Genomic DNA, 20,402 nt, shown 5'->3' on the forward strand with positions numbered 1-20,402 from the left:
AGAACAGGAAATCCGTGCGCATGCCCTTGGGCCAGCCGCCAACGGATCGGCAGTTTGGTCATCATCAGCGTATTGAGGGATCGAGAGATGTCAGTCGCTACCAGCCGTATCGAAGACGCCCTGGCGCCTGCGGAAACGCTCTACCAGTTTGACGAAACCCCGCTGCTGGCCCGCCAGCGCCAGCAGGAGTCCAACGCCCGCAGCTACCCGCGGCGTATCCCCCTGGCGCTCAAACGCGCCAAGGGCCTGTATGTGGAAGACGTCGAGGGGCGGCGTTTCATCGACTGCCTGGCCGGCGCCGGCACCCTGGCGCTGGGGCATAACCATCCGGTGGTGATCCAGGCGATCCAGCAAGTCTTGAGCGACGAGTTGCCGCTGCACACTCTGGACCTGACCACACCGGTCAAGGATCAGTTCGTGCAGGACCTGTTCGGCTTGCTGCCATCGGAACTGGCGCGGGAAGCGAAAATCCAGTTCTGCGGCCCCACTGGCACCGATGCGGTGGAAGCCGCGTTGAAGCTGGTGCGCACCGCCACCGGGCGCAGCACTGTGCTGTCGTTCCAGGGCGCTTATCACGGCATGAGCCAGGGGGCGTTGAGTTTGATGGGCAGCCTGGGGCCGAAGAAGCCGCTGGGGGCGTTGTTGGGCAATGGCGTGCAGTTCCTGCCATTTCCGTATGACTACCGCTGCCCGTTCGGGCTGGGCGGCGCCCAGGGTGTGCGGGCCAACCTGCACTACCTGGAAAACCTGCTCAACGATCCCGAAGCCGGGGTGGTGCTGCCGGCGGCGGTGATTGTCGAAGTGATTCAGGGTGAAGGCGGCGTGATCCCTGCCGACCTCGATTGGTTGCGTGGCTTAAGGCGTATCACCGCGCAAGCGGGGGTGGCGCTGATCATCGATGAAATCCAGAGCGGCTTTGGGCGTACCGGCAAGATGTTTGCCTTCGAACACGCCGGCATCATTCCGGATGTGGTGGTGATGTCCAAGGCCATTGGCGGCAGCCTGCCGCTGGCGGTGGTGGTGTATCGCGACTGGCTCGACACCTGGCTGCCGGGTGCCCATGCCGGGACGTTCCGCGGCAACCAGATGGCGATGGCGGCGGGCTCGGCGGTGATGCGCTACCTCAAGGATCACGACTTGGCCAGTCATGCGGCTGCCATGGGCGAGCGTCTGTGCGAGCACCTGCGCATCCTGCAGCGCGACTTTCCGCAGTTGGGGGATATCCGTGGTCGTGGGCTGATGCTGGGGGTCGAGCTGGTGGATCCGACGGGCCCGCTTGATAGCCTGGGGCACCCGCCGGTGCATCGCCTGTTGGCACCGCTGGTGCAGCGTGAGTGCCTCAAGCGCGGGCTGATCCTGGAGATGGGCGGGCGCCATGGCGGCGTGGTGCGCTTTCTGCCACCGCTGGTGATCACCGCGGCCGAAGTCGACCAGGTGGCCGAGATCTTCGGGCGCGCCTTGGCGGCGGCGGTTGCCGGCGTTTAATTTTTGCGGTGCCTGGTACGTTTCTACAGATATCAGCGCTGCGCGTGGTGCGCAGCCAGCCTTTGAGCGATGGAGAACAGCAATGACCTCAGTATTTGACCGCGACGACATCCTGTTTCAGGTAGTGGTCAACCACGAAGAGCAGTATTCGATCTGGCCTGACTACAAGGCTGTGCCTGAAGGCTGGCGAACCGTGGGCAAGAGTGGCATGAAGAAGGAGTGCCTGGCGTATATCGAGGAAGTGTGGACGGATATGCGTCCGTTGAGCTTGCGCCAGAAGATGGACGGCGCCGCCCTCGCCAACTGATTCACTTGGGCCCGACTGTGGGAGGGGGCTTGCTCCCGATAGCGGTGTATCAGTCAGCCAATGTTCAACTGAAACACTGCTATCGGGAGCAAGCCCCCTCCCACATCAAGCATTAGTGCGGGGTGTGGGTGTAGAGGTAATCCGTCGCCAACGACGCCAGCGTCCTCACGCCCACCACCAACGCCGACTCATCCACAAAGAACCCAGGGTTGTGATTCGGCGCCGCCTTGCTCATGTCCTGGTCCCTCGGTGTCACCCCCAGGAAGACAAACAGCCCCGGTGCCTCTTTGGCATAGAACGAGAAGTCTTCGGCGCCACCCACCAACGGGCCTTGCACCACATCACCCTGAGCCGCCCAGCGCAGGCTCGGCAGCATTTTCTCGGTCAGCGCCGGGTTGTTGATGGTGGGGTCGTACTTCTCGATGATCGTCACTTCGGCCTTGGCGCCACCGCTTTCGGCGATTTTCTCTACGGTTTGACGCACGTCTGCATGCAGCTTCTGGCGAATGCCGTAGTCGTAGGAGCGAATGGTGCCGCTCATGTCTACCGACTCGGGGATGATGTTGTAGCGGGTACCACCGTTGATGGTGCCGATGCTCACGACAGAGGGGAATGACGAAATATCGGTACGGCGGCTGACCACGGTCTGCAGGCCGACAATGGTTTGCGCGCCAACGGTGATCGGGTCGATACCGTCCCAGGGGCGGCCGGCGTGGGTCTGTTTGCCGAGGATCCTGATGCGCAGGTCGTCGGAGCTGGCCAGGGTCGGGCCTGGGCGGTAGGCGATTTGCCCGGCAGGCACACCGGCCCACACATGCAGGCCGAACACCGCGTCAGGCTTGGGCGCTTTCATCACGCCTTCCTGCACCATCATCTTCGCGCCCCAGGTGTTCTTGCCGTCGGGGATAAAATCGCTGGGGCCTTCTTCGGCCGGTTGGAAATAAAACACCACGGTGCCGGGCAGGCGGTCGCGCATCCCGGTAAGAATCTTCGCAGTGCTCAGCAGGATGGCGGTATGGGCGTCGTGACCGCAGGCGTGCATCACATCGACTTCCTTGCCCAGGTAGGTGCCCTTGGCTTTGGAGGCGAAGGGCAGGTCGGCGACTTCCTTGACCGGCAGCGCATCCATGTCGGCGCGCAGGGCCACGGTCGGGCCGGGCAGCGCGCCTTTCAATATGGCAACGACGCCGGTGCGGGCCACCCCGGTCTTCACCTCAAGGCCGAGTTCGCGCAATTGTTTGGCGACCAACTCGGCGGTGCGGGTTTCGGTATTGCCCAGTTCCGGATGGGCGTGGATGTCGCGGCGGGTTTCCAACAGGCTGGGTTCGAGTATTTTTGCCTGGGAGGCAATGGTTTCCCTGGCACCGTCCTGGCCGCTGCTGGCGGCAATCACTGCACTGCTCGTGACCGCGCAGAGCAAACCCAAAACCCATTGGTGTGTCAGACCGTTCATTCGCATACCAACCTCTGCTTGCTTATTGTTGTGGATCTTTCTCCTGCACGCTGCCGGCGGTCAGCACCTGCACGCTCAAGCGCGGCGTTGCCAGGTCGAGCCCTGCTTCATCCAGGTGCCGCTTGAGCGACAGGTTGAACGCTCGCGAGACTTCCCACTGCTTGATCGGCGCGGTCTTGAAGCGTGCGCGCAGGATCGCGCTGCCGGATTCGAAACTCTCCACGCCCTGGATTTCCAGCGGCGACCAGATATTGCGGCGTTGCAGCGGGTCATTGCGCATGGCGTGGCCGACATCGCGCATCAGCTTGATTGCGTCGTCGATTTCCATGTTGTAGGGGATTGCCACCCGGAAGATCGCGTAGCCGAACTCTCGGGAGTAGTTCTTGATGCTCTTGATCTCGCTGAACGGGATGGTGTGCACGATGCCGTCGATATCGCGCAGGCGCACGGTGCGGATGGTCAGGCCCTCCACCGTACCCAAGTGGCCGCCAACGTCTACGTAGTCGTCGATGGCCAGGGAGTCTTCGATGATGATGAACAAGCCAGTGATCAAGTCCGCTACCAGCGACTGCGCACCAAAGCCGATAGCGATACCGATTACACCCGCACCGGCCAGCAATGGGGTGACGTTCATGCCCATGTTCGCCAGCGCCACGATGGCGGCGATGATGAAGATGGTCACGAACAGCACGTTGCGGATCAGCGGCATCATGGTTTGCGCACGCGCGTTGGCCAGGCCTTTGCGTGAGCGGGTCAGGGCGTGGTGGATGGCGGTGTCGCTGAGGATCCAGATCAGCCAGGCAAACAGCAAGGTCCCACCTAGGCCAAACAGCTTCACGGCTATTTCATGGCCGTCACCTTCGGTAAAGCGAATCATCGACAGGCCCCACACCCGCAGCCCCAGCTCGATAAACGCCAGCCACACCACCAGGTGCACCAGGGTGTAGACAAACCCTTTAAGGCGTTCGGAGTACAGCGCATGGCGTTTGTGCCCGCGCTGTGGCTTGAGGGCGTGGCGGCGCACCAGGCCGTTGATCACCATGCACAACACCAGCAGCACCGTGCACAGCAGCGACTGGCGCAGGGCGGTGCTGGTGTCGCCGGCCGACAGGAAGGTCGCGAACAGTGAGATACCTACCAGCAGCAAGGCCGGGATGTACCAGAAGGTACCGATGATCGACAGGGTGTCGGTGAGGGCGCGGCGGGTCAGGCGGCGCGACAGCGGCTGGTTGCGGATCAGGTGTGCAATCGGTCGGCGGAAACGCAGGATAAACACGCCGGTGGACAGCGCCGCCATTACATTGGCTACGGTTGCGGCGGTGTGGGCCAGGTGCTGGCCGAGCGCCTCGATCAGGCGCGGATCGCTCAAGGCTTCACCGAAGGCGGCAAAGCTGCCGATCCACCACAGCGGGCGGAACGCCTGATGGCGCAGGATATACAGGGCGCGGTGGCGGTGCGGGCCGTCGAGTACGGAGAAGGCAATTACGCAGATTGCCGAAAAACAGGTGCCGACCACCAAGGCATAAGCCAGCACCATCGCCAGGGATTTGCCCAGGGAGGAAGGCAGGGCGTAGCTCAGGTAAACCGTGATCACCAGGGCGATCAACCAGGGGCCCAGCTTGCGCAGGGCAAAGCGCAGCATGTCCCAGGTGCGCGGGTGTTGCGGTAACTCTTCGGGCAGGCCGAAACGCTCGCGTACCCGGTGGCTGAGCCAGATCAGCGCGGCGGCCAGCAGGCTCCACACTGCCAGGATCACGGCAAAACCAAAGATGATCGGCAGCCATTCGTTGGCCGGCAGCATCAGCGCGCCCAGTTCATCCTTGGCCAGGTCGACTTCATTGGACCAGCGCCCCAATGGGCTGTCGGCGCCGGAAAACTGCTGTTCAAAGCCCGATAGCGTGCTGCCGATCAACCCGAGCACACCTTGCTCAGTAGCAGGTTGGGCCTTTTGCGTGGCGGCGCGCAGCTTTTTCAGGTCGCTCAGCAACTGGGTGCGCTGTTGGTCGTTTTCGAGAGTCTTGATCACCTCGTCCAGCGACTGCCCCAGGGGCACTTCAGCCTGGGGTTGGGTCTTGCTGGAACCACCCAGCATTCCGGGCAAGCCTACGGCTTGGGCGGATGACAGCGGCAGCAGCGTGAGCAGGGCGATCAACAGGTAGCAGGGCAGGGCAAACAGACGGGAAAGCACGAGGCGGTCAACCTTCAAAGCAACGAATTGACCGAGTGTACGAGGCCGCTATGCCCAATGCGAGCGCATTTGTCATTGCGCCAGTTTGGCGAGGATCTTGTAGACCACGGTGCCCAGGATCAGCAGCATACCAACCCACATGCCGAACACGCCGAGGGGCTTGTCGCGAAAATTGAAACCGACCGCGAGCATGATCATGCCGATCACGATGGGGATGAGCATGGCGTGGAATGAGGACATTGAAATCATGGGAGCAATAGCCTTGTCGCAGTGGAAGTTTTGACAAGTCTAGGCGCGATTGCAGGAAGTGCAGGTGATACAAGTCAGTTTGGCAGTACATCGAACCAAATGTGGGAGGGAGCAAGCCCCCTCCCACATTTCGATCACATTTTGCCCGTCAAATCAGGGCAGGTCGCGGCTCGCGTAAAACGCCCCCAGCACCTTCACCAGGTGCGCCAGGTCATGGCTGCCGCACAGCTCTCGAATGGAGTGCATGGCAAACGTCGGCAAGCCGATATCCACGGTGCGTACACCCAGGTGGCTGGCGGTGATCGGGCCGATGGTCGAGCCGCAGCCCATGTCACTGCGCACCACAAAGCTTTGTACCGGCACTTCCTCGGCCATGCACAGGTGACGGAAGAACCCGGCAGTTTCGCTGTTGGTGGCGTAGCGCTGGTTGCTGTTGACCTTGATCACCGGCCCGGCATTGAGTTTCGGACCGTGGTTGGCGTCGTGCTTCTCGGCGTAGTTGGGGTGCACGCCGTGGGCGTTGTCCGCCGATACCAGCAGTGATTTCTGAATGGTGCGTACGAACTCATCACCTTCAGGCAACAGGCGGCGCAGGGTCTGCTCCAGCATCGGGCCATCGGCGCCGCAGGCCGAGCAGGAGCCGACTTCTTCGTGATCGTTGCATACCAGCACGCAGGTTTCGTCGGTCTCGCTGGTCAGCAAGGCTTGCAGGCCGGCGTAGCACGACAGCAGATTGTCCAGGCGCGCACCGGCGATGAAATCGCCATTGAGGCCGATGACCGCCGCGCTTTGGGTGTCGTAGAAGCTCAGCTCGTAGTCGAGCACCACATCAGCGTTAAGCCCATGCTCGCGGGCCAACTGCTCGGTGAGCACGGCGCGAAAGTCCACGCGTTCGTCACCGGCAAATTGCGCAAGGATCGGCGGCAGCTCGGTCTGGGCATTGATCGCCCAACCCTGGTTGGCCTCACGGTTCAGGTGAATGGCCAGGTTGGGAATGATGGCGATCGGCAGCTTGAAGTCGATCAATTGGCTTTCGACCTTGCCGTCGCGGCGGAAGGTGACGCGGCCAGCCAGGGATAGGTCGCGGTCGAACCACGGCGCGAGCAGCGCACCGCCGTAGACTTCCACGCCCAACTGCCAGAAACCCTGGCGTTGCAGCTCAGGCTGGGGTTTGACCCGCAGGCACGGGCTGTCGGTGTGGGCGCCGACCAGGCGGATGCCGCCCTGCAACGGCGAGTGGCGGCCGAGCTTGAAGGCGATGATCGAGGAGTCGTTGCGGGTCACGTAGTAGCGACCGTTGGCCTCGGTGGCCCAGGTGTCGCGCTCGTCGAGACGCTGGTAACCAGCCGCTTCCAGGCGCTGGGCGAGGGCCGCAGTGGCATGAAAAGGAGTAGGGGAGGCCTTGAGGAAGTCGATCAGGCCTTGATTCAACGCTTCGCGCATAAATAGCTCCAGACAGCAATGCGCGGAGTTTACCGTTCGATGGCCAGAAGTGCACAGAACAAATGCGGGAGGGGGCTTGCTCCCGATTGCGGTGTGTCAGTGAGCAAATACAGTGACTGACACTCCGCCATCGGGGGCAAGCCTCCTCCCACATTTACCTGTGTTCGCAGCTTAAAAGGGGGCAGGGCACTCGAAGCGCAAGCGCTCGCCGCTTTGTGGATGGGTGAAACTGAGCATGCTTGCATGCAGGCACAGCCGCGGCCAGGCAGCCAAGGCTTGTTCATGAGCATACAAACCATCACCCAGCAACGGATGCCCGATGGACAGCATATGCACACGCAACTGGTGCGAACGCCCGGTGATCGGCGTCAGCTCCACGCGGCACCAGTCGCCGCAACGCTCCAACACCTTCCAGAAGGTCAGGGCGTGCTTGCCGAACTCGTGGTCCACCACATGCCGTGGCTTGGTCGGCGGGTCGTAGCGCAGGGGCAGGTCGATGCTGCCGCTGTCCAGTTCCGGCTGGCCCCAGGCCAGGGCGGTGTAGGCTTTTTCTGTTTCGCGGTCGTGAAACTGGCGGGACAGTTCGCGATGGGTGTCGGCATCCCGGGCCAGCAGGATGATCCCCGAGGTTTCCCAGTCAAGCCGATGGACGATACGGGCTTCGGGGTAGCCGTTTTCCTGCAGGCGGGTAATCAGGCAATCCTTGTTGTCGTCGGCGCGACCAGGCACCGAGAGCAGCAGGGTCGGCTTGTTCACCACTAGGACAGCGTCGTCCTGATGCAGGATATGTATATTGGACAGCGGCATTAAACAGCCTCGTAACAAACGCCAACGGCGGCTCGCCCACCTGGTTCCCGAAGGATCAAGGTGATCGAGCCGCCGTGGCGACCGCCCTTTCGATCAACGATCGGGCAGGGTGATATTGAGTTCCAGAATCGAGCAGCTGCCGTCATTTTCCAGAGCGACATGCACGTCATCGTTGCCGATATTGACGTACTTGCGGATCACCTCGACCAGTTCCTTCTGCAAGGCTGGCAGGTAATCCGGCGTGCTGCGTTGGCCGCGTTCGTGCGCCACGATGATCTGTAGACGCTCTTTCGCTACCGACGCGGTACTTGGCTTTTTGTTGGCGCGAAAGAAGTCGAGAAATTTCATTGTTTAGTTGCCTCCAAAGATACGCTCGAAGAATCCCTTCTTCTTAACATCGAGGAAGCGGTGTTCCACGGTCTTGCCCAGCAAGCGATCGACTGCATCGCTGTACGCCTGGCCGGCGTCGCTCTGGTCGTCAAGAATCACCGGCACGCCCTGGTTGGATGCCTTCAGTACGGCCTGGGACTCCGGAATCACGCCCAGCAGGGTCACGGCGAGGATTTCCTTCACGTCTTCAACGCCGAGCATCTCGCCATTGTTGACGCGCTCCGGGTTGTAGCGGGTGAGCAACAGGTGCTCCTTGATCGCGTCCTGGCCTTCTTCAGCGCGCTTGGACTTGCTGGCCAAGAGGCCCAGCATACGGTCCGAGTCACGTACCGAGGAAACTTCCGGGTTGGTCACCACGATGGCTTCATCGGCGAAGTACATCGCCAGGTGAGCACCGGTTTCGATACCGGCCGGGGAATCGCACACCACGTATTCGAAGGTTTCCTTGAGCTCGGCGAGAACCTTGCCCACGCCTTCCTTGGTCAGCGCGTCTTTGTCGCGGGTCTGGCTGGCGGCCAGTACATACAGGTTCTCAAGGCGCTTGTCCTTGATCAGGGCCTGTTGCAGGTTGGCTTCGCCGTTCACCACGTTGACGAAGTCGTACACCACGCGGCGTTCGCAGCCCATGATCAGGTCGAGGTTACGCAAACCGACGTCGAAGTCGACGATGACTGTCTTGTGGCCGCGCAGTGCGAGGCCGGTACCGATAGCGGCGCTGGTGGTGGTCTTACCCACACCACCCTTGCCGGATGTAACCACGAGAATCTTGGCCAAGGTGTTTCACCCCTAAGGAAAAAGGACTTTCGGTCCCTGAAAAACATCTCTTGAAACTCGCTGCAGGCGGACAGCCTTTGCAGGAAAAAGAAGGAGTTTCCATGGAGAAACACCAACTTCCAAAAAGTCCTACACAAGTCTTGCCGGTTTCGCTTTGCTATCAGAGTCTAGAGATGCTTGGAAAATGCGGCAGTATCCGTTAAAGCCGGATGATGTTCAACACATCGCCCGACAGGTTGACCTGTACCGAAGCCCCCCACAGCGGATCACGGCGCAAATCTTCGGAAACCTTGTACTGACCCGCGATGGAAACCAGCTCAGCGGTCAACTGCTGGCAGAAAATCCGCGCTCTGGTATCACCCTTGATGCCGGCGAGGGCACGCCCGCGCATCGGGCCGTATACATGGATGTTGCCATCGGCGAGAAGTTCCGCCCCCGGGCTGACCGAGGAGATCACCACCAGGTCGCCGCCCTGGGCGTAAATCTGCTGCCCGCCGCGTACCGGCGAGGTGATGATCTTTGTCGGCTTGATCGCAGGCTCGGGTGGTTTTTCCGGTTTTTTCTTCTCTTCACCGACCAGCGGTTCCAAGGGACGCTCGCGGGCACCGGACGGAGGCAGTACTGGCAGTTCAATGGCGATGGCGGCGGCAATGTCTTCGATGCGGCTGGCACGAATCGCCAGGGTGCGCAGGCCATGGGAGCGGCACACGCGCATCAGCCCGGGCAAATCAATCACGCCCTGGCCGGCCGGCAGCTTGTCCAGCGCCAGCACCAGCGGGGCGTTGTTGAAAAAGTTTGGCGCCAGGGCAACCTTGGCGGCCAGTTGGCGGTCCAGGGCATCAAGGTCATTGCGCGCCAGTTCCAGCACGGTAATGGCGAGCATGCTGCCTTTTAGCTGGAACACGGGATCTTGGTCTAGCGGTTCGGTTTGGCTCATGGTCGGCGAAAGCGGCTTGTCACGAAAAGTGTCGAGACTTATAACGAGAACACTCACCCGCCGCAAGCCGAGTCGAACCGTTGTAGAATGCGCGGCCCTTGTCTTTACCGGAATCTGTAATGGATCGCCCGCGTTTTCGAGCTGTATTTCTTCACCCGCGTTTTTGGCTGCTATGGCTGGGGCTCGGCCTGCTGTGGCTGGTCACCCAGTTGCCGTACCGGGCGTTGTTGACCATTGGTCGCCTGCTGGGTGCGGGCATGTACCGCGTGGCTGGCGATCGCCGCCGTATCGCGGCGCGTAACCTTGAGCTGTGCTTCCCGGAAAAATCCGTGCAGGAGCGCAAACGCCTGCTCAAGGAAAACTTTGCCTCCACCGGTATCGCCTTTTTTGAAATGGCCATGAGTTGGTGGTGGCCCAAGCCGCGCCTGGCGCGACTGGCCCATGTCGAAGGGCTGGAACACCTCAAACAGGCACACTTGGAAGGCAAGGGCGTGATCCTGATGGCCCTGCACTTCACCACCCTGGAAATCGGCGCGGCGCTGCTGGGGCAGAAACACACCATCGATGGCATGTACCGCGAGCATGGCAACCCGCTGTTCGATTTTATCCAGCGCCGTGGTCGTGAGCGCCATAACCTCGATTCCCTGGCCGTGGAGCGCGACGACGTGCGCGGTATGCTCAAGCTGCTGCGTGCCGGCCGGGCCATCTGGTACGCACCGGACCAGGATTACGGCGCCAAGCAAAGCATCTTCGTGCCGCTGTTCGGTATCCAGGCAGCTACCGTCACCGCTACCAGCAAGTTCGCACGCCTGGGCAAGGCGTTGGTGGTGCCGTTCACCCAGGAGCGCCTGGCCGATGGCAGCGGTTACCGATTGGTGATCCATCCACCGTTGACCGATTTTCCGGGTGAAACCGACGAAATCGACTGCCTGCGCATCAACCAATGGGTCGAAGCCTCGGTACGCGATTGCCCCGAGCAATACCTGTGGACCCATCGCCGTTTCAAGAGCCGGCCGCCGGGTGAGCCCAAACTGTATGAAAAGCGCCGTCGATAACGCTGATTTTTACCACACGGAGTGACGCAATGCGCTCAGTTGAACCGGTCACAGGCTTGATTCTTTCCGGCGGCGGGGCGCGAGCGGCGTATCAGGTGGGGGTGTTGGCGGCGATTGCCGAGTTGCTGCCACCGGGGGCGCCAAATCCATTTCCGGTGATTGTCGGCACCTCCGCCGGCGCGATCAATGCAGTGAGCCTGGCCAGTGGCGCTACCGATTTCTCGGCAGCGATCCAACGGCTGACGGCATTCTGGCAGGGCTTTCGCAGCCACCAGGTGCTGCGCAGCGACTGGCCTGGGGTAATACGCCAGGCCAGCCGTTTCCTCATCCACAGCCTATTGGGCCTGGGCGCCCAGGTGCCCGTGGCGCTGCTCAACAGCTCGCCGCTGCGCGACTTGCTGCAAGAACGCTTGAACCTGGACGGCATCGACGAGGCTATTCGCCGCAAGCACTTGCAGGCAGTGGCGGTGACGGCGTTTGGCTATGAGTCCGGGCAAGCGGTGACTTTCTACCAGGGCGGCGGCACCATCGATGCATGGCTGCGCCATCGGCGTATCGGCGTGCCGACCCAACTGACGGTGGAGCACTTGCTGGCGAGTTCGGCGATTCCGCTGTTGTTTGCTCCGGTCAAACTCGACGAAGAGTACTTTGGCGATGGCGCGGTGCGGCAGTCAGCGCCCATCAGCCCGGCTTTGCACCTGGGCGCCAGCCGCGTGTTGGTGGTCGGCGTGAGCGGCAATCCCAGGGGCAATGAAGCGTCGACGCAACGTACCTACACCGGCCAGCAACCGACCCTGGCGCAAATCGGTGGGCATATGCTCAACAGCACCTTCATTGACAGCCTGGAAAGCGATATCGAACTGCTGGAGCGCTTGAACCAGTTTAGTCGGGTTGTCCCTGTCGACGCCGCGGTGCAGGGCCTGGCGCCGGTAGACGTGCTGGTGATTGCGCCCAGCCAGCCTATCGATGAAATCGCGGCGCGACATCGCCAGGAATTACCGGCGGCGTTGCGCTTGTTCTTGCGCGGACCGGGGGCGACCAAGACCAGTGGGGCGGGGGTGTTGAGTTATTTGCTGTTCGAGGCGGGGTATTGCAGCGAGTTGATCGAGTTGGGGCGCAAGGATGCGCTGGCCAAGCGCGACGAAATCACCCGATTCCTCGGCCTGACGCCTAACTGAATGTGGGAGCTGGCTTGCCTGCGATAGCGGTATGCCAGCCAACACTGCTGGCACAGACACACCGCGATCGCAGGCAAGCCAGCTCCCACAGGGAACCGCGATCAACCTTTAGAAGTGGTACTTGACCAGGAAGCTTGCGGTGTCCTGAGTCGTCTTGAACGCGCCGCTGTCTTCAATCCCGTACTTGTTCTTCCAGTAGTCGTATTCAAAACCTACATACAACTGCTTGTCGCCCCAGTGCAGCGCCTTGCCCAAGTCGTATTTGACCTGCGGGTTGAAGTGCAGGTTGGCGTGATAAGTGCCACGGGCGTTTTTGTCGTTATCCACCACCCAGTCCATGAAACCGTCGATCAGCACGTCGGAATTGCCCACGGGGATGGTGTACGACCACACCGGAGTGATCTGCCACACACCGTCACCCGGGCGATTGCCCTCGGTCTGGCGCTGGTAGAAATTCAACTGGAAGTAGTCAAAACCGGGGATGTTCAAGTCGAATGCCGGGCCCAGCAGGTAGGACTCGTTATCGCCCTCGCCGAACTCGTAGGTGAAGGCCAGCAGCACGTCCTTGATCGGGCCGAACGACAGGTCCTTGTCGAAAATCTTGCCGAACGACAAACGCGGGCTGAACTCGCCGTAGTAAGTGTTCGGGCCGACATTGCCGTCTTCCTTGCCGTTGTAAAAGATACGGTCGAGGAAGAAGAAGTTGTCGCCGTACTTCCATGCGTCGGCATGTTCGAAGGTGACGGTTTGCTGGATCTGCGGGTTGACGGTAAAGCTCTTGCCCCACAGGTAAGTCAGGCTGTTGTTCTGCCACTGCAACAAGTCACCGGCGACGGCCTGGCCACCAGCCAGCAGGGATCCCGCCAGCATCAGGCCTTTGAACATGGGTTTCATTCGGTTGCTCCCGAGTTAAAGTTTTATGGTTTTTTTTCTTCTACGCAGGCGCTCTGGTATGGCGCCTTTTGGTTCGCTGCAAAAATCGTCTGTTCGGTCAGCTTTAATGCTGTTAGCAAGAGCTGCGCCAAGGTGTTTGAAAAGCCAAAAAATCCCCGTCGGCTGCAGCGGATGCAGTCGAATTCAGAGGACTTTTGCGCACTTTGGCAGCCAACATCAGGCCGGGATAAGTTGGCCTTGAAGTCAGCTTTTACATTCGCTGTTTTTTTTTGAGTCGATTCGAGCGGGCGCGGAGAATACTGGCTCCCAGGCCTGGGCTCAAGTGCGCTGTAACACAGCGCGAGGGGCGAGAATGGGGCGCGGCGTGTGGCCGGCCCCGGTTGAAGGCTGTGCATGTGGCTGTTCCCTGTTTGTTGTTATTTTTGTACTAACAAAGGAATCAATGCGTATGGGCGACTTCGGGGCGTTCAGCGCCGCCGAGGATGTTGAACAGGATGTTCAGCGACAACGCGCTGAGTGTGGCCATGGCGATCCCGCTGTGGGTAATCGGGCTCATCCACAGTGGCAGTTGCGCGAAGAACTCCGGCCGTACCACGGGGATCAGGCCCATGCCGATGCTCACCGCTACCAATAGCTGGTTGCGACGGTCGGCGATGTCGGCTTCCTGCAGGATCTTGATCCCGGTCGCCGCCACCATGCCGAACATGGCTATCGCCGCGCCACCGAGTACTGCCGGCGGAATCGACGCGACCAGATAGGCGGCCTTGGGCAACAGGCTCAGCACAATCAGAAAGGCCCCGGCCATGATCGTGACCGAGCGGCAGCGCACGCCGGTCATTTGTACCAGGCCGATATTCTGCGCGAAGGAGGAGTGGGTAAAGGTGTTGAAGAAACCGGCAAAGAACGACGCGCCGGCGTCACACAACAGGCCGCGGCGCAGCATTTTCGGGGTGACCTCCTGGCCGGTGATCTTGCCCAGGGCGAGGAACATGCCGGTGGACTCGACAAAGATAATCACCACCACCAGGCACATCGACAGGATCGGCGCCAACTCGAACTTGGGCATACCGAAGTGCAACGGCGTGACCACCTGCACCCAGGGCGCCTGGGCCAGGCCACTGAGGTCGACCATGCCGATAACGCCGCACAACCCGTAACCCAGGCCCATGCCGATCAGCACCGAGATATTCACCCAGAAGCCGCGCATGAAGCGGTTGATCAGCAGGATGGTCGCCAGCACCAGGGCGGCAATCGCCAGATACACCGGCGAGCCGAACGTGGCGGCAGCGCTGCCGCCACCGGCCCAGTTCACGGCCACGGGAAACAGCGAGAGGCCGATGGCGGTAATGACGGTACCGGTTACCAGCGGCGGGAAAAAGCGCACGACCTTGGACATGAATGGCGCGATCAGCATGCCGAAGAACCCGGCGGCGATAGTCGCGCCGAAGATGCCTTGCAAACCGATACCGGGCATACCGGCCATGGCGACCATGCTGCCGACGGCGGCGAAGCTGGCACCCATCATCACCGGCATACGGATACCTACCGGGCCGATGCCGAACGACTGCACCATGGTGGCGATACCGGCCACCAGCAGGTCGGCGTTGATCAGGAAGGCGATTTCTTCACGGCTCAAGCCTGCGGCCTGGCCAATGATCAGGGGGACGGCGACGGCGCCGCCGTACATCAGCAAGACGTGTTGCAAGCCAACCAGAATCAGTTGCAAGAGGGGCAGCCGCACCATGGCGGGTGCGGCAGGAGTCTGCGTTTCTAACTGGGACATGCAACACCTCGAATCTTTTTATTTTTGTGTTGTTTGCAAAGCAATTTTCAAAACACGGCAGATCTCAATTGTGGGAGCTGGCTTGCCTGCGATAGCGCAGGGTCGGCAACTCATCCGGTGACTGACACACTGCTATCGCAGGCAAGCCAGCTCCCACATTGGTCCCGTGTGAAACAGTCAGTTGGTGCGGGCCCCCTGATTGATCCAGGTGCCGATCAGGTCTCTTTCCTGCTGGGTCATCTGGGTAATATTGCCCAACGGCATGATCTGGCTGGCCACGGCCTGCGCTTGAATACGCGCGGCCTGCTGCTGGATCTGTGTCGGTGTGTCGAACATCACCCCAGCCGGAGCGGTGCTGAACAACGGGCTGGTGGGCTTGGCCGAATGGCACACGGTGCAGCGTTGCTCGATCACATGGTGCACCTGGCCGAAGTCGGTCGTGGCCTGGGCCGGTGCCGGTTCAGCGGCGGGGGCGGCAGGCGCTGCGGGTTTCAAGCCACCGCCCAGGGCGGTTTCCGGCAGCGGCTGGTACTCGATCGCAGCAGGTGCCTTGGCAATCGGTTCTGCAGGTTTGGGCCCGGTTACATACGCCAGGCTGATCATCGCCAACGCGCCCACCGGCAAGGTCCACGCATACTTCTGGCTGTCATGCCGGGTGTTGAAGTAGTGCCTTACCAGCACCGCCGCCACTGCGATCCCGGCCAGGATCAGCCAGTTGTATTGGCTGCCGTAGGTACTCGGGAAGTGGTTGCTGATCATGATGAACAGCACCGGCAAGGTGAAGTAGTTGTTGTGGCGTGAACGCAGCAAGCCCTTGGCCGGCAGCGCCGGATCCGGTGTGCGGTTCTCGGCGATGGCTGCCACCAGTGCACGCTGGGCGGGCATGATGATGCGGAACACGTTACCGACCATGATCGTACCGATCACCGCACCCACGTGCAGGTAGGCGCCACGGCCGCTGAACACCTTGCTGAAGCCATACGCCGCCGCAATCAGCAGCACGAACAGGATCAAGCCGAGCAGGGCAGGGCGCTTGCCCAGGGCCGAGTCGCAGAGGAAGGAGTAGATGAACCAGCCGGCGAACAGTGAGCCGATGCCCAGCAATACGCCTTCGGTGCCGCTGAGGCTGCTGCCGGGGGCGAGCAGGTACAGCGTGGGGTTGAGGTAGAACACCACGCAGAGCAGCGCGACGCCCGACATCCAGGTGAAGTAGGCTTCCCATTTGAACCAGTGCAGGTTGTCCGGCATGGTCGGCGGAGCCAGTTTGTATTTTTCCAGGTGGTAGATACCGCCACCGTGGATCGCCCACAAGTCACCGGCCAGGCCGTTCTTGGGGTTGACGCGATTGAGGTTGTTTTCCAGCCAGACAAAGTAGAACGAAGCGCCGATCCAGGCGACGCCAGTGATCATGTGAACCCAGCGCACGCTCAGGTTCAGCCATTCCAACAGATGTGCTTCCACAGTCTTTACCTCTCGCCTGTCACCCTTGTTGTCGGGTGATCCGGCCTTCTCTTATTGGTGGGGGGCGAGGATCAACCGCTCATCCTCTTTGAAAAAATGCTCATCGCAGTTATTGCCTGTGCCACTGCGATCAACCACCAGGAAGTCATCCCGCTTTTCGATCGTCAGCACCGGGTGGTGCCAGACGCCGCGATGGTAATTGATGCCCTGCCTGCCGTTGGTAACGAAGGCGCGGACCAAGCCTGATACAGGTGCATCGCCAAGTGGCGCGACCACGATCAGAAAGGGGTTGCCGAGCAGCGGTATGAACGCCTGGCTGCCCAGCGGGTGTCTCTCCAGCATGCACACGGTCAACGGCATGTCCTGCGCGTCGGCGCGGAAGATGCTGATGATGGCGTGGTCTTCAGGCTGTGCTGTTTCGACCGTTGCCAGTTTGTGAAAGCGCATGGTCGACCCGTTGTTGATCATGAAGTGATCGCTGCCATCGGTTTCGATAACGTCTCCGAAAGGGGCGAAGGCTTCTTTGGTCAGGGGTTCGATCATCAGTGTGCGCATGGCTGTCTCTTATCCGAATACTGTGTTGTTTGGTCTATTGCTATCGCGGGCAAGCCCGCTCCCACATTTGGAATGCATTCCCCTGTGGGAACTGGCTTGCCTGCGATGGCATCACCGCTTATTTCGACACTTTGCCCAGGACGCGCAGGCGACTCACACCGCCATCCGGGAACACATTCAGGCGGATATGGGTAATCGGCCCCAGCGCCTTGATCTGCTCGGCGAAGGTGTGTTCGGCGTGCATTTCCAGTTTCTGCGCCGGCAACAGTTCACGCCAGAACAGCGATTGGGTTTCGATCTGGCTGTCGGTGCCGCCTTTGACGAAGGCGCCCTGGATCGAGCAGGTGTCCGGGTAGTTGCCCTTGAAGTGCAGGGTGTCGACGATGATCTTTTCGATCTCGCCCGGGTGGCCCAACGCGACGATCACCCAGTCATTGCCCGGTGTACGACGACGCGCGGTTTCCCAGCCATCACCCATGTTGATGCCACGGCCCGGGTTGAGGATGTTGCTCATGCGGCCGAAGTGTTCATCGGAGCAGGCCAGGGCACGACCGCCATTGAGCGCGGCAGCCAGGTCGACCTGTTCGTTGTCGCCCACCGAAGACCAATCGCGGAACGGCACGCCATACACACGCAGACGGGCGACGCCGCCATCCGGGTAGATGTTGAAGCGCAGGTGGCTGAACGCCTGGTCGTTGTTGATCTCGTGGTAGTGGTGACTGTTGCCTTGCAGCTCTACCGCCGACAGCACTTCAACCCATTGGGTATTGGCGTCCGGCTCGCCCGAGGCCAGGAAGCAGGCTTCCAGTGAGGCCGACGGCGGGAAGTTGCCGGTGAAGAATGAAGTGTCGATGTCCACGCCTTTGATCGAACCCGGCACGCCCAGGCGGATCACCGCGCTGTCGTAGCCTTCGAAGCGCTTGCGGCGTGACTCCCAGCCGTCCATCCACTTGCCGTTGTCATCGAAAACGCCCTCCTTCCACACGGCCGGGGTCGGCTGGAACAGGCGGTTGGCGTCGGCGAACCAGTCATCGGTCACCGAGATGATCTTGGTGCCCAGGCGGGCGTCGGCCAGGTTGACGAACTTTTCGAAAGGTACGGCGTAAGCTTTCATTCTTCTTGTCTGCCTTGGATAGAGTGGCTGGGGATGGTCGTTTAGAGGGTCAATAAACGGAACAACGCGATCTTGTTGATCTCGTCCAGCGCGCACTTGAACTCGGTGTCTGTCGAGTTATGGATGCGCGTTTCGAACGCGGCGAGAATCTGGTGCCGGTTGCTGCCTTTTACCGCCATGATGAAGGGAAACTTGAACTTGGCCTTGTAGGCGTCATTCAGCTCGGTGAAGCGAGAAAACTCTTCGGCCGTGCATTGGTGAATCCCCGCGCCAGCTTGCTCATCGGTGCTGGCTTGGGTGAGTTGGCCCTGGACGGCGGCTTTACCGGCCAGGTCCGGGTGAGCATTGATCAGGGCCAACTGGCTTTGATGATCAGCGCTCAACAGGATATCGCTCATGCGCTGGTGCAGGGTTTCGATCTGGTCGATCGATGTATCCTGGCCCAGCTCGAAGGCCTTTTCGGCTACCCATGGCGAATGTTCGTAGATGTCGGCGAAGGCAGCGACGAAGGCGTCGCGGCTCAGGGTCGACGGTTGCAAGGTCTGGAACGCAGTCATTTCGCCGCTCCCGTGCAGGGGTGGGTTTGGTGCCAGTGACGGGCGATGTCCACGCGGCGGGTGAACCACACCTGATCATGGCCTTTGACGTATTCAATGAAGCGCTTGAGCGAGGCCAGGCGTGCCGGGCGGCCGATCAGGCGGCAATGCAGGCCGATCGAAAGCATCTTCGGCGCTTCGGCACCTTCGGCATACAGCACGTCGAAGGCATCCTTGAGGTATTCGAAAAAGTCGTCACCCTTGTTGAAACCCTGCACCTGGGTGAAGCGCATGTCGTTGGTGTCCAGGGTGTAGGGGATCACCAGGTGCGGCTTGCCGTTAGGGGTATTGGGTTCCCAGTAGGGCAGGTCGTCGTCATAGGTGTCGCAGTCATACAGGAAACCGCCTTCCTCCATCACCAGGCGGCGGGTGTTGGGGCCGGTACGACCGGTGTACCAACCCAGTGGGCGTTCGCCGGTCAGCTCGGTGAGGATGCGGATGGCTTCGAGCATGTGCTCGCGCTCCTGGGCCTCGTCCATGTACTGGTAGTCGATCCAGCGGTAGCCGTGGCTGCAAATCTCGTGGCCGGCGGCGACCATGGCGCGGATTACATCCGGATGACGCTGGGCAGCCATGGCCACGGCGAAGATAGTCAGCGGTATGTCGAACTCTTTGAACAACTTGAGGATGCGCCACACCCCGGCACGGCTGCCGTATTCGTACAGCGACTCCATGCTCATGTTGCGCTCGCCTTGCAGCGGCTGGGCCGAGACCATTTCCGAAAGGAAGGCTTCAGACTCGTTGTCGCCATGCAGGATATTGCGCTCGCCGCCCTCTTCGTAGTTGAGTACGAACGACAGTGCAATGCGTGCGTTGCCCGGCCAGTGGGGGTGAGGAGGGTTACTGCCGTAACCGATCAGGTCGCGTGGGTAGTCAGCGCTCACTGCAGTCTTCCTTCTTGTTCGTGGTAGCTAGGTGTGTGGCGGCCGGGCAGTGAAAAGACTGGGTGGCGTCACAGCGATGAGTGATTGTATACAACTTATCGCAAACTTTGTAAGCCTGCATTTCTGCATTTTTTCTAAACGGTCTGTCTGCAAGAAACTTGCCTAAGTGGTCAGGTTAAAATGAAAAAGCCCACTGCAGGAGCGAGCTTGCTCGCGAAAACCCTGAGGGCGCCACTTTTCATTCTGAGAGCCCGCGTCATCGTTGGCGTTTTTCGCGAGCAAGCTCGCTCCTACAGGAGGGTGGAAGCGCTGTGAAATTTATTGTGTACAATTTTTTATAAAAGTGTCTTAATCGGCCATCGCCGGCTCTTTCACTGCCCTGAAAGAGTGCGGGTTTCTCTATGACTGACTTCGGGAGGCGCATAAAAGCCATGGGACGTTTGACCACACACGTTTTGGACGCCGCACACGGCTGCCCCGGCAGCGCGATCAAGGTCGAGTTGTATCGCGTCGAAGGCGCGCAGCTTGAACTGGTGGGTAGCGCCGTGACTAATAGCGACGGCCGTTGCGACGCGCCGCTGCTGCAAGGCGATGACTACCGCAGCGGTGTCTACCAATTGCAATTCAGCGCTGGCGACTACTACCGCGCCCGCAGTGTGCAACTGCCGGAGCAGGCTTTTCTCGACGTGGTGGTATTGCGTTTCGGCATCAGCGCCGAACAAGACCATTACCATGTGCCACTGCTGATTTCGCCTTACAGCTACTCCACCTATCGCGGTAGCTGAGTCGTCACCTCGCTTCACACCCCCCCAAAAAAATGCTCTTCGTTGGTTTCGCCCGCGCACACTG

At 60.7% G+C, this 20,402-nt stretch carries 21 protein-coding genes; 5 read left to right on the forward strand and 16 right to left on the reverse strand.

Going from position 1 to position 20,402, the window contains the following annotated elements:
* Positions 1-87: 87 nt before the first annotated feature.
* Together TK42_RS04810 and TK42_RS04815 are read left to right on the forward strand one after the other, a co-directional pair.
* Entirely contained in the window at positions 88-1,485 is a 1,398-nt protein-coding gene (locus TK42_RS04810) for an aspartate aminotransferase family protein (protein ID WP_103733705.1), read from the forward strand.
* Positions 1,486-1,567: 82 nt separating this feature from the next.
* Positions 1,568-1,792 carry an MbtH family protein gene (locus tag TK42_RS04815; RefSeq protein ID WP_003192847.1) on the forward strand — a complete coding sequence of 75 codons (225 nt, stop codon included), beginning with the start codon at positions 1,568-1,570 and terminating at the stop codon, positions 1,790-1,792.
* 112 nt (positions 1,793-1,904) lie between these two features.
* On the opposite strand, the gene TK42_RS04820 is transcribed toward TK42_RS04815, so the two are convergent.
* From TK42_RS04820 to minC, 8 genes are all read right to left on the reverse strand, one after another.
* A complete protein-coding gene (locus TK42_RS04820) occupies positions 1,905-3,251 on the reverse strand; it encodes an amidohydrolase (RefSeq protein WP_032880106.1) in 1,347 nt (448 codons plus the stop codon).
* Positions 3,252-3,267: 16 nt separating this feature from the next.
* Complete coding sequence (locus TK42_RS04825; protein ID WP_103733706.1) at positions 3,268-5,433, reverse strand: mechanosensitive ion channel family protein; 2,166 nt, start codon at positions 5,431-5,433, stop codon at positions 3,268-3,270.
* A gap of 72 nt (positions 5,434-5,505) precedes the next feature.
* Positions 5,506-5,673 carry a hypothetical protein gene (locus TK42_RS26945; protein ID WP_177464419.1) on the reverse strand — a complete coding sequence of 56 codons (168 nt, stop codon included), beginning with the start codon at positions 5,671-5,673 and terminating at the stop codon, positions 5,506-5,508.
* Positions 5,674-5,835: 162 nt separating this feature from the next.
* Positions 5,836-7,125, reverse strand: coding sequence for a M18 family aminopeptidase (locus TK42_RS04830; protein WP_005789967.1), 1,290 nt, complete (start codon positions 7,123-7,125; stop codon positions 5,836-5,838).
* A 171-nt stretch (positions 7,126-7,296) separates the two neighbouring features.
* Positions 7,297-7,932, reverse strand: a complete 636-nt coding sequence (locus TK42_RS04835; protein ID WP_005789965.1) for an RluA family pseudouridine synthase — start codon at positions 7,930-7,932, stop codon at positions 7,297-7,299.
* 93 nt (positions 7,933-8,025) lie between these two features.
* Positions 8,026-8,280 (reverse strand): cell division topological specificity factor MinE, encoded by a 255-nt coding sequence (gene minE, locus TK42_RS04840; RefSeq protein ID WP_003175252.1) that lies wholly within the window; start codon positions 8,278-8,280, stop codon positions 8,026-8,028.
* A 3-nt stretch (positions 8,281-8,283) separates the two neighbouring features.
* Positions 8,284-9,096 (reverse strand): septum site-determining protein MinD, encoded by an 813-nt coding sequence (minD, locus tag TK42_RS04845; RefSeq protein WP_103733707.1) that lies wholly within the window; start codon positions 9,094-9,096, stop codon positions 8,284-8,286.
* A 199-nt stretch (positions 9,097-9,295) separates the two neighbouring features.
* Complete coding sequence (gene minC, locus TK42_RS04850; protein ID WP_005789962.1) at positions 9,296-10,033, reverse strand: septum site-determining protein MinC; 738 nt, start codon at positions 10,031-10,033, stop codon at positions 9,296-9,298.
* Between the two features lie 119 nt (positions 10,034-10,152).
* Here minC and TK42_RS04855 point away from each other — a divergent pair, with 119 nt between their 5' ends.
* Both TK42_RS04855 and TK42_RS04860 read left to right on the forward strand, forming a co-directional pair.
* Complete coding sequence (locus TK42_RS04855; RefSeq protein ID WP_005789961.1) at positions 10,153-11,088, forward strand: lipid A biosynthesis lauroyl acyltransferase; 936 nt, start codon at positions 10,153-10,155, stop codon at positions 11,086-11,088.
* A gap of 29 nt (positions 11,089-11,117) precedes the next feature.
* Positions 11,118-12,266, forward strand: a complete 1,149-nt coding sequence (locus TK42_RS04860; RefSeq protein ID WP_032880110.1) for a patatin-like phospholipase family protein — start codon at positions 11,118-11,120, stop codon at positions 12,264-12,266.
* Positions 12,267-12,374: 108 nt separating this feature from the next.
* Here the strand turns inward: TK42_RS04860 and TK42_RS04865 are convergent, their stop codons facing one another.
* The 8 genes from TK42_RS04865 to puuE form a co-directional block, all read right to left on the reverse strand.
* On the reverse strand, positions 12,375-13,160 hold the full coding sequence (locus tag TK42_RS04865) for an outer membrane protein OmpK (protein ID WP_005789957.1): 786 nt from the start codon (positions 13,158-13,160) through the stop codon (positions 12,375-12,377).
* 23 nt (positions 13,161-13,183) lie between these two features.
* Positions 13,184-13,555: a hypothetical protein gene (locus TK42_RS26775; protein WP_143508472.1), complete on the reverse strand. Its 372-nt coding sequence runs from the start codon at positions 13,553-13,555 to the stop codon at positions 13,184-13,186.
* A 44-nt stretch (positions 13,556-13,599) separates the two neighbouring features.
* Positions 13,600-14,943: a nucleobase:cation symporter-2 family protein gene (locus TK42_RS04870; RefSeq protein WP_103733708.1), complete on the reverse strand. Its 1,344-nt coding sequence runs from the start codon at positions 14,941-14,943 to the stop codon at positions 13,600-13,602.
* A 177-nt stretch (positions 14,944-15,120) separates the two neighbouring features.
* Positions 15,121-16,404 carry a urate hydroxylase PuuD gene (locus TK42_RS04875; protein WP_032880113.1) on the reverse strand — a complete coding sequence of 428 codons (1,284 nt, stop codon included), beginning with the start codon at positions 16,402-16,404 and terminating at the stop codon, positions 15,121-15,123.
* 51 nt (positions 16,405-16,455) lie between these two features.
* Positions 16,456-16,959: an ureidoglycolate lyase gene (locus tag TK42_RS04880; RefSeq protein WP_005789953.1), complete on the reverse strand. Its 504-nt coding sequence runs from the start codon at positions 16,957-16,959 to the stop codon at positions 16,456-16,458.
* A 118-nt stretch (positions 16,960-17,077) separates the two neighbouring features.
* A complete protein-coding gene (gene alc / locus TK42_RS04885; protein ID WP_005789952.1) occupies positions 17,078-18,073 on the reverse strand; it encodes an allantoicase in 996 nt (331 codons plus the stop codon).
* 41 nt (positions 18,074-18,114) lie between these two features.
* Positions 18,115-18,630 carry a 2-oxo-4-hydroxy-4-carboxy-5-ureidoimidazoline decarboxylase gene (gene uraD, locus TK42_RS04890; RefSeq protein WP_103733709.1) on the reverse strand — a complete coding sequence of 172 codons (516 nt, stop codon included), beginning with the start codon at positions 18,628-18,630 and terminating at the stop codon, positions 18,115-18,117.
* A complete protein-coding gene (gene puuE, locus TK42_RS04895; protein WP_103733710.1) occupies positions 18,627-19,553 on the reverse strand; it encodes an allantoinase PuuE in 927 nt (308 codons plus the stop codon). Before puuE ends, uraD begins: the two co-directional genes overlap by 4 nt.
* 431 nt (positions 19,554-19,984) lie before the next feature.
* Here puuE and uraH point away from each other — a divergent pair, with 431 nt between their 5' ends.
* Positions 19,985-20,338: a hydroxyisourate hydrolase gene (gene uraH, locus TK42_RS04905; protein WP_032880118.1), complete on the forward strand. Its 354-nt coding sequence runs from the start codon at positions 19,985-19,987 to the stop codon at positions 20,336-20,338.
* Positions 20,339-20,402: the final 64 nt, after the last annotated feature.

This window comes from Pseudomonas sp. GZJR-8, assembly GCF_002916705.1.
Taxonomy (GTDB): Bacteria; Pseudomonadota; Gammaproteobacteria; order Pseudomonadales; family Pseudomonadaceae; genus Aquipseudomonas; species Aquipseudomonas synxantha_A.

Excerpts from the sequence above, each read along its gene's own strand:
- TK42_RS04810 (WP_103733705.1), top strand. The coding sequence starts at position 88 with ATGTCAGTCGCTACCAGCCGTATCGAAGACGCCCTGGCGCCTGCGGAA.
- TK42_RS04815 (WP_003192847.1), top strand. The coding sequence starts at position 1,568 with ATGACCTCAGTATTTGACCGCGACGACATCCTGTTTCAGGTAGTGGTC.
- TK42_RS04820 (WP_032880106.1), bottom strand. The coding sequence starts at position 3,251 with ATGCGAATGAACGGTCTGACACACCAATGGGTTTTGGGTTTGCTCTGC.
- TK42_RS26945 (WP_177464419.1), bottom strand. The coding sequence starts at position 5,673 with ATGTCCTCATTCCACGCCATGCTCATCCCCATCGTGATCGGCATGATC.
- TK42_RS04830 (WP_005789967.1), bottom strand. The coding sequence starts at position 7,125 with ATGCGCGAAGCGTTGAATCAAGGCCTGATCGACTTCCTCAAGGCCTCC.
- TK42_RS04835 (WP_005789965.1), bottom strand. The coding sequence starts at position 7,932 with ATGCCGCTGTCCAATATACATATCCTGCATCAGGACGACGCTGTCCTA.
- minE (WP_003175252.1), bottom strand. The coding sequence starts at position 8,280 with ATGAAATTTCTCGACTTCTTTCGCGCCAACAAAAAGCCAAGTACCGCG.
- minC (WP_005789962.1), bottom strand. The coding sequence starts at position 10,033 with ATGAGCCAAACCGAACCGCTAGACCAAGATCCCGTGTTCCAGCTAAAA.
- TK42_RS04855 (WP_005789961.1), top strand. The coding sequence starts at position 10,153 with ATGGATCGCCCGCGTTTTCGAGCTGTATTTCTTCACCCGCGTTTTTGG.
- TK42_RS04860 (WP_032880110.1), top strand. The coding sequence starts at position 11,118 with ATGCGCTCAGTTGAACCGGTCACAGGCTTGATTCTTTCCGGCGGCGGG.
- TK42_RS04865 (WP_005789957.1), bottom strand. The coding sequence starts at position 13,160 with ATGAAACCCATGTTCAAAGGCCTGATGCTGGCGGGATCCCTGCTGGCT.
- TK42_RS26775 (WP_143508472.1), bottom strand. The coding sequence starts at position 13,555 with ATGCACAGCCTTCAACCGGGGCCGGCCACACGCCGCGCCCCATTCTCG.
- TK42_RS04870 (WP_103733708.1), bottom strand. The coding sequence starts at position 14,943 with ATGTCCCAGTTAGAAACGCAGACTCCTGCCGCACCCGCCATGGTGCGG.
- TK42_RS04880 (WP_005789953.1), bottom strand. The coding sequence starts at position 16,959 with ATGCGCACACTGATGATCGAACCCCTGACCAAAGAAGCCTTCGCCCCT.
- alc (WP_005789952.1), bottom strand. The coding sequence starts at position 18,073 with ATGAAAGCTTACGCCGTACCTTTCGAAAAGTTCGTCAACCTGGCCGAC.
- uraD (WP_103733709.1), bottom strand. The coding sequence starts at position 18,630 with ATGACTGCGTTCCAGACCTTGCAACCGTCGACCCTGAGCCGCGACGCC.
- uraH (WP_032880118.1), top strand. The coding sequence starts at position 19,985 with ATGGGACGTTTGACCACACACGTTTTGGACGCCGCACACGGCTGCCCC.